Origin of the sequence: Roseovarius roseus (genome assembly GCF_043355935.2) — a bacterium.
Lineage (GTDB): Bacteria > Pseudomonadota > Alphaproteobacteria > Rhodobacterales > Rhodobacteraceae > Roseovarius > Roseovarius roseus.
Map to the genome: position 1 here is coordinate 1 of NZ_JBHFPE020000019.1, position 12,949 is coordinate 12,949.

The 12,949-nt window shown below is 60.2% G+C and carries 12 protein-coding genes; 8 read left to right on the top strand and 4 right to left on the bottom strand.

Annotated elements, in window-relative coordinates:
• The 3 genes from ACEWPL_RS17430 to ACEWPL_RS17440 all read right to left on the bottom strand — a co-directional run.
• The coding region (locus ACEWPL_RS17430) for a citrate/2-methylcitrate synthase (protein WP_420744372.1) at nucleotides 1-497 on the bottom strand (497 nt) is incomplete at its 3' end.
• Nucleotides 498-499: 2 nt separating this feature from the next.
• Nucleotides 500-2,032 carry a class I adenylate-forming enzyme family protein gene (locus ACEWPL_RS17435; RefSeq protein WP_420744373.1) on the bottom strand — a complete coding sequence of 511 codons (1,533 nt, stop codon included), beginning with the start codon at nucleotides 2,030-2,032 and terminating at the stop codon, nucleotides 500-502.
• Nucleotides 2,010-2,840 (bottom strand): IclR family transcriptional regulator, encoded by an 831-nt coding sequence (locus ACEWPL_RS17440; RefSeq protein WP_420744374.1) that lies wholly within the window; start codon nucleotides 2,838-2,840, stop codon nucleotides 2,010-2,012. Before ACEWPL_RS17440 ends, ACEWPL_RS17435 begins: the two co-directional genes overlap by 23 nt.
• A 303-nt stretch (nucleotides 2,841-3,143) precedes the next feature.
• Here ACEWPL_RS17440 and ACEWPL_RS17445 point away from each other — a divergent pair, with 303 nt between their 5' ends.
• From ACEWPL_RS17445 to ACEWPL_RS17460, 4 genes are all read left to right on the top strand, one after another.
• The gene (locus ACEWPL_RS17445; protein ID WP_393930888.1) at nucleotides 3,144-4,130 is read left to right on the top strand and encodes a Bug family tripartite tricarboxylate transporter substrate binding protein; all 987 of its coding nucleotides are present in this window, start codon (nucleotides 3,144-3,146) and stop codon (nucleotides 4,128-4,130) included.
• Between the two features lie 81 nt (nucleotides 4,131-4,211).
• Nucleotides 4,212-5,891, top strand: coding sequence for an amidase (locus ACEWPL_RS17450; RefSeq protein WP_393930886.1), 1,680 nt, complete (start codon nucleotides 4,212-4,214; stop codon nucleotides 5,889-5,891).
• A gap of 49 nt (nucleotides 5,892-5,940) precedes the next feature.
• Nucleotides 5,941-6,414: a tripartite tricarboxylate transporter TctB family protein gene (locus ACEWPL_RS17455; protein WP_393930884.1), complete on the top strand. Its 474-nt coding sequence runs from the start codon at nucleotides 5,941-5,943 to the stop codon at nucleotides 6,412-6,414.
• Between the two features lies 1 nt (nucleotide 6,415).
• Nucleotides 6,416-7,933, top strand: coding sequence for a tripartite tricarboxylate transporter permease (locus ACEWPL_RS17460; protein ID WP_393930881.1), 1,518 nt, complete (start codon nucleotides 6,416-6,418; stop codon nucleotides 7,931-7,933).
• Nucleotides 7,934-8,040: 107 nt separating this feature from the next.
• Here ACEWPL_RS17460 and ACEWPL_RS17465 read toward each other — a convergent pair whose 3' ends face one another.
• Entirely contained in the window at nucleotides 8,041-8,919 is an 879-nt protein-coding gene (locus tag ACEWPL_RS17465; RefSeq protein ID WP_393930879.1) for a LysR substrate-binding domain-containing protein, read from the bottom strand.
• A gap of 102 nt (nucleotides 8,920-9,021) precedes the next feature.
• On the opposite strand from ACEWPL_RS17465, the gene ACEWPL_RS17470 reads away from it, so the two are divergent.
• The 4 genes from ACEWPL_RS17470 to ACEWPL_RS17485 are packed head-to-tail and all read left to right on the top strand — an operon-like array spanning nucleotide 9,022 to nucleotide 12,932.
• Nucleotides 9,022-10,116 carry an ABC transporter ATP-binding protein gene (locus ACEWPL_RS17470; protein ID WP_393930877.1) on the top strand — a complete coding sequence of 365 codons (1,095 nt, stop codon included), beginning with the start codon at nucleotides 9,022-9,024 and terminating at the stop codon, nucleotides 10,114-10,116.
• Nucleotides 10,116-10,991 carry an ABC transporter permease gene (locus tag ACEWPL_RS17475; protein WP_393930875.1) on the top strand — a complete coding sequence of 292 codons (876 nt, stop codon included), beginning with the start codon at nucleotides 10,116-10,118 and terminating at the stop codon, nucleotides 10,989-10,991. The genes ACEWPL_RS17470 and ACEWPL_RS17475 overlap by 1 nt, the downstream gene beginning before the upstream one ends.
• Entirely contained in the window at nucleotides 10,991-11,755 is a 765-nt protein-coding gene (locus tag ACEWPL_RS17480) for an ABC transporter permease (RefSeq protein WP_393930873.1), read from the top strand. The genes ACEWPL_RS17475 and ACEWPL_RS17480 overlap by 1 nt, the downstream gene beginning before the upstream one ends.
• 49 nt (nucleotides 11,756-11,804) lie before the next feature.
• A complete protein-coding gene (locus tag ACEWPL_RS17485) occupies nucleotides 11,805-12,932 on the top strand; it encodes an extracellular solute-binding protein (RefSeq protein WP_393930871.1) in 1,128 nt (375 codons plus the stop codon).
• The last annotated feature ends 17 nt before the right edge of the window (nucleotides 12,933-12,949 follow it).

The following is a 12,949-nucleotide window of genomic DNA, read 5'->3' on the forward strand; positions in this document are numbered from 1 at the left end:
ATCTCCAGCAGCAGGATGGCGCGCGGGTCGTCCGGCTTGTGAAGGTGATGGCCGAAGCCGGGCACATGGGCCCCGCGGGCGCGATGCTCGGCGACGATTTCGTCCGCGCGGGACCGGCGCGCGCTCTCGGGCTGCGACAGGATATCCTCCAGCAGCCGCGCGTTGTTCTCGATCGTGCCGACGAACTGGCTGCCCACGGCCATGAGCCCCGCCGCCACCGCACCTTGCAGGTTCTCAGGCGCGCTCATGTATACCGAGCGGGTGGCGATGGCGCTGGGCGTCAGACCGTGTTCCATCATGGTGATCAGGATGGCGTTCATCAGCCGCGCATCGCGTGCGCTGATCTCGCGGTTCAGGATGTGGCCCATCATGATGGTCACGAAATCGCCCCCGCCCCCCTGCATGAGATCGCCCACAAGATCGCGGCCGCGATAGAAAATCTCGGTATCGGTGTAGCTGCACAGGCCCGTTGTCGGTGTCTTGGCATCCTTGCCCATCGTCAGTCCCTTCCTGAGGTTTGGCCGGTCCGGGCCATGAAATCATCGACCAGAACGGCCTTTTGCAATTTGCCATTGGCGTTGCGCGGCAGCGCCTCATAAAGGGTCACGGTCTTGGGCGTGCGCACCGGGCCCAGCCTTTCGCGGGCGAAGGCGATGATATCCTCGCCCGTGGCCTCCGATCCGCGGCTCAGCTGCACGGCGGCATGTACCGCCTCGCCCCATTTGTCGTCCGGCACGCCGAAAACGGCGCAATCGACGACCTCGGGATGCTCGCCCATCAGCGGCTCGACATCGGCGGGATAGACGTTGAATCCGCCGGTGATGATCATTTCCTTGGCCCGTCCGCGGATGAACACGAACCCGTCCGCGTCGATGATCCCCAGATCGCCAGTATGCAGCCAGCCATCGACAATGGTCTTGGCGGTCACCTCGGGTTGCTCCCAATAGCCGGTCATCAGCAGATCACCGCGAATGACGATCTCGCCGGTCTCGCCGGGGGGCAGCAGGCGGCCCTCGGGGTCCATCACGGCCACCTCGCTCAGCATCGTCTCGCGCCCGACCGAGGCGCGCTTGGCCGGGTCCAGCAGATCCTGAGCGCTGATCATGGTGGCGATCTGCGGCGCTTCGGTCTGGCCGTAGGTCGAGGCGATGCAGGGCCCGAAGACCTCTTGCGCGCGGGCAATGGCCTCGGGGCGCATGGGGCCTGCGCCATAGATCAGGTTGCGCAGATTGGCGTAGTCCGAGGCGCCGACAGTCTCCAGCTCCATCAGCATATAGAGCACGGTGGGCGGCACGAATGTGGTGCAGATGCGCTGGTTCTGCAGGCAGTCCAGCGTTTCCTCGGGGCGGGGGCGATCCAGCAGGACCAGCGTGCCGCCACTGCCCAGCGTCGGCAGGATATAGGTCGAGGTGCCATGGGTGATCGGCGCGGCGGCAAGGCACCGCTCGCCCGGGGCCATCGACCACGCGTCGATCTGGGTGACGATATTGGTGTTCCACGCGCGGTAAGGCTGCATCACACCCTTGGGGCGCCCGGTGGTCCCGCCGGTGAACTTGATCGCCTGCGTGGCGTCCAGCGGCAGCGTTGCCGGCTGTGGCATCTGCCCGTCATGCCGCGCGATCAGCGCATAGATGCTCTCCAGCCCATCGACCGCGTCTGCAGCCAGCAGAGTGCGTCCGGGCCCTGCCGCGCCCTGCAGGCGCTCCTGCGTCTCGCCGCTGACGATGAGGATCGAGCAGTCGGTGAACTCCACCGCCCGCACCAGCTCCTCGGCCGTGTTCATCGCCTGAAGCGGCACCCAGACCTTGCCCGCCGCCAGAACGGCCAGCCAGGCGACCAGATGCTCGAGCGAGTTGTAGCAGCAGATGCCCACGCGCGAGCCGAACTCCCCGTCGATGGCCTGCAACCCGGCGGCCAGCGCGCGCACCTTACCCTGCAATTCGGCATAGGTGACCGTGCGTCCCTTGCACTCGGCCGCGACGGCATCAGGCCAGCGGCCTGCAGATCGTTCAAAGAAGTGAATGGGATACATCTGTCGTCCTGCATGTCTTGTAACCTACATCGCCAAGGGCAGCCCTGATGATCCCGGCCACCGCGGCGCGGCGGTCCGGGCGCATACGCGCATTGATCGTGCCGACCGAGACAGCGCAGACCAGATCGCCGCGCTCGTCAAAGACGGGCAGACCGATGGCGCTGACCCCATCGATGATGAGCGAGCTGTTGAAGACGTAGCCGTCCTTTTGCCACCGCGCCAAAGCCCGCTTGACCGCCGTGGCCGTCAGGCGCCCATAGCGCAGAAAGCGGCGCTCGTTCTCGTCAATGATGACCTGGCGTTGATCGCTGTCATGTGCCGCCAAAAGCGCAAGGCTGCCCGCGCCCACGCCCAGCGGCCTTCGCGCCCCGACGGTCAACGTGTTGACCGAGATGGGATGGCTGCCCGTGATTTTCTCGATGCAAAGCGCCTCGCCATTCGAAATGACCGACAGAAACGCGCTATCCTCGGTCTGCTCGGCGACGCGGGTCAGACATCCGTGCATGTCGTTGCGCAGCCGCTCGAACGCCTGGGGCGATCCCGCCAGCCGCGACATGCGCACGAACTCGGCGCCGAGGAAATAAAGCTTGGAATAGGGGTCAAAGCTGAGCAGCCCGCCATCCACCAGCCCTTGGAGCAGCCGCCGCGCGGTCGCCGTAGTCATGCCGGAGCGGCGCGTCACCATCGAAAGATTGACGCCGGTGGCGTTGCGCTCGGCGACGATGGGCAAAAGGCGCAACGCCTTGGCGAGCGATGTCTCTGCGGCGCCTCCGACTGCTGTCTGTTTGTTGCGTTCCGAAGACGCCATTGCGCTGCTTACCTTTGCAATCGGGTGTCGTCGTGACGGCCCGCCTCTCGTCTTTAGAAGGCTAGTGATCCGCGATGTCCGCTGTCCAGATGGAAGGCTTCAAATAGTGTAAATTCGTTATCACACTCTGATAATACATACTTTCTAAGTATGATGATTTTTACATTAAGTAACTGATTATAAGTTTTATTTCGGAATGCCGGCGACTGCATTAGCAGGGGTTACTGTTTTATTGACTTCCGGTAAGCCTTGGTCAAATCATCTGAGGGACAGACGAATAACCAGAAAAACAGGGAGTGCAAAATGTCAGTCAGGAATGCTCTACTTGCCGCGTCGGCCGCCGTCTCCGTGGCCGCTTTCGGCACCACGGTCATGGCTCAGGACTATCCGAACAAGCCGGTCGAAATCATCGTGTCCTTCTCGCCGGGCGGCGCTACGGACATTCTGGCGCGCGTCATTGCCGACGAGCTGAGCGAAATCTACGACAACCCGTTTATTGTTCAAAACCGGCCAGGTGCGGGGGGTACATTGGGCACCACGATGGCGTCCCGCGCGGATCCCGACGGATATACCATCTTCTTGGGGCAGGTGTCGTCCCATGGTGTGGCGCCGCCGCTCTACGGTGACCGTATCGAATACGATCCCATTGCCGATTTCACGCCGGTGGCTCTGATCTCGGCCAGCCCCCAAGTCATGGTGGTCCGGACAGAGAGCGAGATCGAAAGCGTCGATGACTTCATCGCGAAGACCAAAGAACAAGACCTGATCTATGCGTCTTCGGGTATAGGCACGACAGTGCATCTGTCGGGCGAGCTGTTTAACAACATGGCCGGCACAGATCTGATCCATGTCCCATACCAGGGCAGTGGTCCGGCGGTGAGCGCGCTGTTGTCCGGCGAGGTGGATGTTTTGTTTGATGACCTGCCGTCGTCGATGAGCCATATCCGCGCAGGCACGCTTCGTCCGCTTGCGGTAACAGTGGCGGAAGCGAACCCGTCAATACCCGATGTGCCGACGCTCTCCGATGTTGGCAGCGATTACGGTCTTGGAGGCTTTGACGCGTCGGCTTGGTTTGTGATTGCAGGTCCGGCAGGACTGCCTGATGAGGTCGTCACCTCACTGAACACATCTCTCAATACCATGCTCGAAGGTGAGAGCATGCAGAAATTTCTCAGCGATAACGGTGCTGTTCCAATGGGCGGCACGCCCGAGGATGCTGCGGCTCACATCGAAGCTGAGCTGGAGAAGTGGGCGGCGGTGATCAAAGCCGGTGACATCAAGCTCGAGTAGCGATCAACATGCCACATCGCGTGGTCCTGAATGCTTGTGCATCCGGGGCCACGCTTTTCTCAGGTTCTGATGGAAGCGATTATGTCTGCGCAGATCCACGAAGTCGAACAACTTGCCGAAGAGGTTGCGAGAGTTTGGCATCATATTGCTGATAATGCTCTTGAGGAAACCGCCTTTGGTGCTGGACACGTGATTTTTGCCGAAGCTACGCGGGCGATAGCTTCTGAAATCTCTGCGCTTGAAGATCCAATGTCGTTTCTGCGCGTGCTTGATACTTATGCGGATGATGCGCTCCCCCCACAGCGGATGGCTGAAAGCACCGCACGAAACGGCACGAATAAAGCGACAGACAAGACGGACGCTTTGAACTTGGACATTCGTGCTGCATCGGAGCTGCTCGCCTCCGGCACGCTGACGTCGCAAGAATTGACTGACGCCGCACTTTTCCGGCTCGAGCATGTCTCGGGCGTGACCAATGCGACGTTGGCCGTTGAACATGACGCCGCAATGGAGGCAGCACGGCGTAGTGATGACCGCCGGTCAGACGGGCGCTGTCTGGGCGCACTTGACGGTATTCCTCTCGCGCACAAGGGTCTGCTATGCCGCGATGGCATCGGGGTGAATGCAGGTGGGATTGATACGTCAGACCTCGGCGTCCAGGATACGGCGACGGTGCTCCGACGACTTGACGCGGCCGGCGCGATAAATATCGCTCGCCTGCACCTCACAGAAGCCAGTTTTGTCCCAACGGGGCTCAATGCACATTTGGGTCACTGCCTGAACCCATGGGATACGCAATCGGTGACGGGCGGCTCGTCCAGTGGATCGGCTGTTGCTTGCGCCACAGGATCGGTCTTTGGCGCGTTGGGCAGCGATACTGGCGGCTCCATCCGAATTCCGGCCGCGATCTGCGGCGTCACGGGACTAAAGCCTACCTATGGCCGCGTGAGCCGACATGGCGCTTATCCTGTCAGCCACTCACATGACCACATCGGTCCCTTGGCGCGCTCTGCAAGAGATTGCGCCATTTTGCTGGAGGCTATCGCCGGGCATGACAAAGCTGACCCGACATCAAGCGTGAGGCCGGTGCAGGCTAATGGCAACGGAAGCCTCGCCGGCGTCAGGATCGGTGTTGCCCAGGCATATTTCCACGACCGGCTCGACGGCGCGCTATCGCGCAACATGGACGAAAGCCTGCGCGTCATGCGCGATGCAGGAGCGACGATCATCGATGTGCCGGACGCAGATTATGAGCTGATGAACGCGCTTTCCTCGATGATCATACGCGCCGAAGTCACCGCAGTGCATCTGCCTGCGATCATGCGCAACCCGGCCGGGTTCTCAGGAGCCCTTCGTCGGATGCTGATGCAGGGGGTCGGGATTCCATACGCAGCCCATGATCATGCGCAGCGGGTTCGCGCCGCATTCATCAAAGATTTTGTAACGCGGGTTCTTCGCGACGTAGACATGTTGCATCTGCCGGTCATGGCGGTGCCGACGCCAACGGTCGAACAGGCAGATCCGGATGCGGCTACGGGGCCGCAGGTGGCTAAAGAGTTAACCGTGATGATGCGCGTCTTCAACTATCTCGGCCTCCCTTGCCTCAGCCTTCCATGTGGCATGCACCAGTCCGCTTCGGGCGCGCAGATGCCGCAGGGCTTTCAATTGGTTGGGCGCCCCTTTTCAGAGGCGCGCCTGCTCGAAGCCGGAATTGCCTATCAGACCCAGACGGATTGGCACACTTACAGACCCTCTGTGTGAAACTAAGTCCTCCGCTTGTTCGTCGCTCCGTTAATAAGAAGGAAATCGCATGACCAGTCAGTCAAGCCGCGACATTTTCAGTGGTCTGGCCTTGCTTCTCTTCGGCATCGTGGTCGCCGTCGTGGCGGTGTCGGACTATCGGCTTGGCACGCTTTTGCGAGCCGGGCCGGGGATGTTTCCCGCAATCGTCGGTGTGGTCATGGCACTTCTCGGGGGCGCGATAGCGATTTCCGGCGTGGTAAGGCGCGGCCGATCCGGCACGGATGATGACGCGCCACCCGAAACCGTCGAAGTCCGGGCCCTTATCGTCATTCTGGCCTCTATCGGCATCTTTGGCCTGCTGGTTGATAATTTCGGCCTGTTGCCGGCAATTCTTGCGCAGATATTCGTCGCGGCTTTTGCGGAAAAGAAGGTGCGCCTGGGACACACCTTGATCCTCGCGCCGATCCTGGCTGCCACGGCGATCCTGATTTTCCAGGTTTTGCTGGGCGTGCCGTTCGATATCCTGAACTGGCCATTCTGAAATGGGTGTTTTCGATAATATCGCCATCGGCCTTGAGGCCGCGCTGTCATGGACAAATCTGTTCTATTGCTTCTTCGGTGTAACGCTGGGCACATTCCTGGGCGTGATTCCGGGCATTGGCGTTTTTGTCGCGATTTCGCTGCTCTTCCCAATTACTTTCCATCTTGAACCGACTGCGGCGCTGATCATGCTCGCGGGTATTTACTATGGCACGACCTATGGTGGGTCTACCGCATCCATTCTTCTCAACGTGCCGGGAACGCCATCAAATGCCGTATCCTGTCTAGACGGCTATCCCATGTCGAAGCAGGGCCGTGCGGGAATCGCGCTTCTGATGAGCTCGGTAGCGTCGTTCGTCGGGGGCACCATCGGCATTATCCTGATGATGGCGTTCGCGCCGATTATCTCTGAAAATGCGATGCGCTTTGGATCCCAGGAGTATTTCGCTCTGATGCTGCTGGGATTGATTGCGGCCTCGGTGATTAGCGAAGGATCCGCGCTCAAGGGTTTGGCGATGGTGGCGTTGGGCCTCTTTCTGGGAATGGTCGGAACTGATTTATCGAGCGGTGTTCAACGCTTCGATCTGGGTATCGAGGGGCTTTATGATGGTGTGTCGATCGTCGCACTGGCCATGGGTCTGTTTGGCGTTGCCGAGGTAATCGCAAGTATCAGATATGCAGGACATACAAAGATCGACCCGAAATCGATTACGTTTCGCTCAATGCTGCCGACCAAAGATGATCTGCGTCGATCTTGGATGCCGATGGCACGTGGATCGGGGATAGGATCATTTTTCGGTAGTCTGCCGGGGACGGGCGGCTTCGTTGCTTCGTTCATTTCTTACGCGATAGAAAAGAAAATATCCAAGGACCCGAGCCGTTTCGGAAAAGGCGCCATCGAAGGGCTGGTCGGCCCCGAGGCCGCGAACAACGCCGGCGATCAGACCGCCTTCATCCCGACCATGACGTTGGGCATTCCGGGCTCGCCGGTCATGGCTATCATGTTGGGTGTCCTCATCATTCACGGCATCACGCCCGGTCCTCGCTTGGTCTATGAAGAACCTTCATTGTTTTGGGGGCTAGTTATGAGCTTCTGGATTGGCAATTTTCTTTTGATCGTACTTAACGTGCCATTGATCCAGCTTTGGGTTCGAACGCTGACAATTCCTTACCATCTTCTTTTCCCTGCAATCATCATGTTCGTGTGCATCGGCGTCTACAGTGTGAGCAATATTGCATTTGATATCTATGTCCTTTTGGCCTTCGCTTTTGTTGGATATGTGTTCCGTATTTTCGGATACTCCCCAGCACCGTTAATTCTAGGCTTTATTCTCGGACCAATGATGGAGGAAAATTTCAGACGTTCACTTGTATTGGCAAGAGGTGATATCATGACGTTTTTTGACCGTCCGATAAGTGGTACAATTATGGGTGTAACTGCCTTGATTTTGATTGCACCAATGGCAGTGCGTGCAATTTGCCATGTCTCTGGTAAGTCGCAGGATAAAAGCGATGTTTGACTAGCGTTTGGCGGTCCTTCGCCGCATGGCTACACGGCTGGAGATCACGGAGACGATCTTCGCGGGATAGTGAACCACGAACAGTCTTGTGCGGAATATCCAGGCAGTCAAATTTCAGACAGGATGAGGTCACGGCACATTTCGATCATCGGCTCGTCGCGGCGACCTTCTGACACTACGAAATAATAGGCTTTGGATGCAGGAATCGAGATATTGAACGGGCGGATCAAGGTTCCGGCTACGAGATATTCACGGGTCACGAAATCCGACGCCAGTGCTAGACCCGCCCCGGTCAGAGCTACATTGACCGCCATGGACAGACGATTGAAATAGGCATTCTGCATGGGCTGCGCGCTGCATTTGGCGGCATTCAGCCAACGTGCCCATTCCGCACCGCGATCTTCGTGCAGAAGCCGATGCTGCGCCATGTCGCGCATGCTCCGCAGCGGCACCTTGTGCAGCAAGGAGGGCGAGCACACGGGGTAGAGGCGTAGCTCTGGCAGCATCTGCCAGTTAAAACCGGTCCATGGAGGACTGTCGTAGACAATGGCAACGTCGACCTCGCGCCAGTCGATGTGGGCGACCTCTCGCGCGATGCGGCTTTCGAAGGAGGTCAGCCCTAGCTTGTTCGACAGATTGACCAGTTTGGGTCCCAGCCAGGCATGCGCCAACCCCGATGGCGCGGAAATCACAAGGTGCTGCTCTGCGTGGTCGCTCTGCTTTTCCACGATCTCACGCAAGCCAGTGTCCAGCTCGCTTAGAAGGCTCGAAACGCTGCGGTAGAATGTCCGCCCGCTGTCGGAGAGATCAAGGCGTCTTTTGCTGCGATCGAAAAGGCTGAGGTCCGCCGTCTGTTCCAGCATCTTCATCTGGTAGCTTACCGCTCCCGGCGTCAGCCCCAGCTCGGCCGCGGCCGAGCGAAGGTTGCCATGGCGCGCGACTGCGTCGAAGGCGCGCAGGAAGGGAAGAACACGATGCGACTGCATCTCTGCATTCTAAAAATTTTGAAACGATTTGCAATAAATCATTTGGCTTGATTAAATGGCTCGTCAGCCGCCAAGGTCCATCCTAGGAGGATTTCGCGGCACATGAAGAATTCACTGACATTTAATGGCGTCGGCAAGACATATGGCGCCACAGTGGCCCTGCGGCCCACCGACCTTGAGATCAAGGCCGGTGAATTTCTGACACTGCTGGGGCCGTCGGGGTCGGGCAAAACGACGCTGTTGATGGCGCTCGCCGGGTTCGTGCAGCCCTCCAGCGGCAGCATCCTTCTGGACGGTCAGGACATCACCGGCATTCCGCCCGAGTCGCGCAATTTCGGCGTGGTGTTTCAAGGCTATGCGCTGTTTCCGCATCTGACGGTTTGGGAAAACGTATATTTCCCCCTTCGGGCGCGCAACCTCGGCCGGGCCAAGGCGCGCGAGGCCGTCGGCGATGCACTGGCCCTGATGGAGTTGGAGCCCTACGCCGAACGCATGCCCGCAGCCCTATCGGGCGGCCAGCAGCAACGTGTCGCATTGGCGCGAGCGCTAGTGTTCAAGCCCGAGCTGCTTTTGCTGGACGAGCCGCTGAGCGCTCTCGATAAATCCCTTCGCAAGACGCTCCAGACGGAACTGAAGGAGTTGCACCGCAAGGTCGGCACTACTTTCGTCTATGTCACTCACGACCAAGAAGAGGCGCTGTCGATGTCCGACCGCATCGCGATCCTGCGCGCGGGCGAAATCCAGCAGATCGCGTCCGCCGACGCGCTCTATTGGCGTCCCGAGACGGCCTTTGTCGCCGGTTTCCTAGGCCGCAGCAATTTCGTTCCGGTGTCGGGTGCGACCGTCAGCGGCGGCGCGGTGACCGCGCAGACCGTGCTTGGCCCCATCGAGGCGCAGCTTCCGCGCGACGGGGTTGAGGTGCCGCGCGACGCCTGCATCGCGGTGCGCCCCGAGCGCATCGCCGTCTCGCGGCAGGAGCCGGCGCACCAGAACCGCGTGCAGGGCAGGATCACGAGCCTCACTTTCTTCGGCACGCATGTCGAACTGGACGTCGAGGCGCGCGGTACGCTGCTTAACGTGCATGTGCCCGCTGTCCAGGCCGCGCAAGAGGCCGGCCTCGCGGAAGGTGCAGAGGTCTGGCTGGGCTGGGACGCCGACGTTTCGCTGGTCCTGCCGCAAGAGACGGCGGCGGCGTGATGGCTGCCTTCACACCCAGAACCGCCAGTAGAGCAGGGCGCACCGATAGATTCTACCTGCTGATGATCGTGCTGCCCTGCGCCTTTCTGGCGCTGCTGTATTTCCTGCCGGTTCTGAATGTCCTTGTCCTCAGCGTGACGGAGCCGCAGCCGGGGATCCAGAATTACCAGATGCTGGCCGAAAGCGGCGCCCTGCACCGTATCTTGATGAACACTCTGCGTGTCAGCCTATCGACGACCGCGCTGACACTGTTGCTGGGATACATGTTTTCGCTGGGGCTGAATGCGATGGCGCCACGGGCCCGCACCGTGGCGCTGTTCGTGGTGTTGGCTAGCTTCTGGATCAGCGCCTTGATCCGGGCCTATGCATGGGTTGCGATCCTGCAACCGAACGGGCTGATCAACCAGTTTTTGATGGGGATGGGCCTGATCGACACGCCGCTCATACTGGTGCGCAACGAGCTGGGGGTCATCATCGGCATGGTCCACTACATGCTGCCCTATGCGATCCTACCGATCTACGCCAATATGGCCGGCATAGACCGGTCGCTGCTGCGCGCCTCGCGGGCGCTTGGTGCCAACCGGTGGCGCACCTTCTGGTGGGTGTTCTTTCCGCAATCTCTACCGGGCCTCGCGGGTGCCGGGATACTGGTGATGATCTTTTCGTTGGGGTTCTACATTACGCCTGCGATCCTGGGCGGCGGACGGGTGGTCATGATCGCCGAGTACATTTCCATCCAGATTTCCGAAACCCTACGTTGGGGCGTTGCGACGATGCTGGCGACGGTGCTGGTGATGGTTGTCGTCGCGCTGACGATCTGGATGAGCCGGTATCTCAAGGTCGGTGGCGGCTTGGCCTCAAAGGGAGGCAAGTAATGCGCGATTCCTTATTTCCACGCATCGTCGCATGGGCCGTTGCATGTTTCCTCGCGTTGCCGGTGCTGATCATGCTGCCGATTTCGCTGACGCCGAACCGGTACCTTTCGCTGCCCAAGGACGGTATTTCCCTGCGCCACTACCAAAGCCTGATCGACGACCCGCAATGGATCGCCAGCATCGCCGACAGCCTGTTCGTTGCCACCCTGGCGGCTATGCTGGCTGTGGTGCTGGGCGCCAGCTTCGCCATCGGTATCTGGCGGCGAGGCGGTATGGCCGAGCGGGTGCTGCAACCCATCATGCTGGCCCCAATGATCGTGCCACCGATCGTTCACTCGGTGGCCTTCTACAAGGGCTGGGCCGAGGTCGGGCTCTTGGACACCTATACCGGCCTAATCCTGGTGCATGCGATGAAGGGTACGCCCTTCGTCATCCTTACTGTCGCCGCGGCGCTGGCCAATTTCGATCCCCGGACCGAGCAGGCCGCGCGCAGCCTCGGCGCCAGTGCCGGGCGCACCATGGCCTGGGTCGTGCTGCCGCAGATCAAGGGCGGTCTGCTGTCGGGCGCGGTCTTTGCCTTTTTCATCTCGTGGGATGAGATCATCGTCGCTCTCTTCATCACCATGCGGCAGGTCTACACGCTTCCGCGCCGCATCTGGGACGGGCTGGAGGACAACATCGACCCGGCCATCGCCGCGCTGGGCACCCTGATGATCCTGGTGACCGTCGCTCTCATGATTCTACAGACAATCAAGAAACGCTGAGCAAACACGCCCGGCGGCAACCCGAAGACCAAACCGCAAGGAGGACAAGATGACTAAGGAAAAACCTGACCAGGAATTCGCGGCAGACTGCCTGTGCATCCTACGCGAGAAGACCAACGGCAAGGTGGTACACCGCCGCCGGTTTCTGGGCGCACTCGGCGCGCTCGGGGTGATGCCGCTGGCATTGAGATTCACGCCGGCGCACGCCGCATCGGACGAACTGGTCGTGGTGAACTGGGGTGGCGATGCGCAGCCTGCGTTCCAGACCATCTGGGCCGATCCCTTTGCTGCGGCACAGGACGGTCTGCCGACTGTCGTCGAAGGGTCGGGTCCTTCGTCGGGCAAGATCAAGGCGATGGTCGAAAGCCAGGCGGTCGTTTGGGACGTCTGCGACCGCAACCTGCCTGCCTCGATCGACCTGGGTCAGCAGGAACTGCTGGAAAAGGTCGACTGGGACGTCGTCGATCCGGCAAAGCTGCGCGATATTCACCGGACAGACTGGGGCGTCGGCAGCTACCTTTATTCCTTTGCGCTAACCTGGGATAGCGAGGCGCATGAAACCGCGCCGCAGAACTGGGCTGACTTCTGGAACCTCAAGGATTTCCCGGGCACGCGCACACTGCGTAACAACTTCGAAGGGATGCTGGAGGCCGCGTTGATGGCTGACGGTGATGCCGCGGATGCCGCCTCGCTCTATCCCGTCGATGTCGAGCGCGCGTTCGAAAAGATCCGCGAGATCCGCGAAGACACGATCTTCTGGACGTCCGGCTCGCAGAGCCAAGAACTGTTCCGTAACCGCGAGGTGACCATGGGCAACCTCTGGCATACCCGCGCGCTGCTGTTGCGCGAGGAGACGGAAAAGCGGGTGCAGTTCCACTTCAACCAGGGCGTCCTTTTCGCCGGAGCCTGGATCGTACCCAAGGGCAACCCGGCCGGTGCCAAGGCCTGGGATTTCATCGCATCGACCCAGGACCCCGAAAGCCAGGTCGAGCTGTTCAAGGCGCTCGGCAACGGCCCGGTGAACCCCGCAGCCGGCGACATGGTCCCGGAAGATTTGCGTGTAGACGATCCGGGCAACCCGGAAAACTACGCGAAACAGGTTGCGGTGGATGCGACCTGGTATGCGGACAACTACGCGGATGTCCTGAACCGGTACACCGACCTGATCGCATCCTGATCCACATCTGCCCTGGC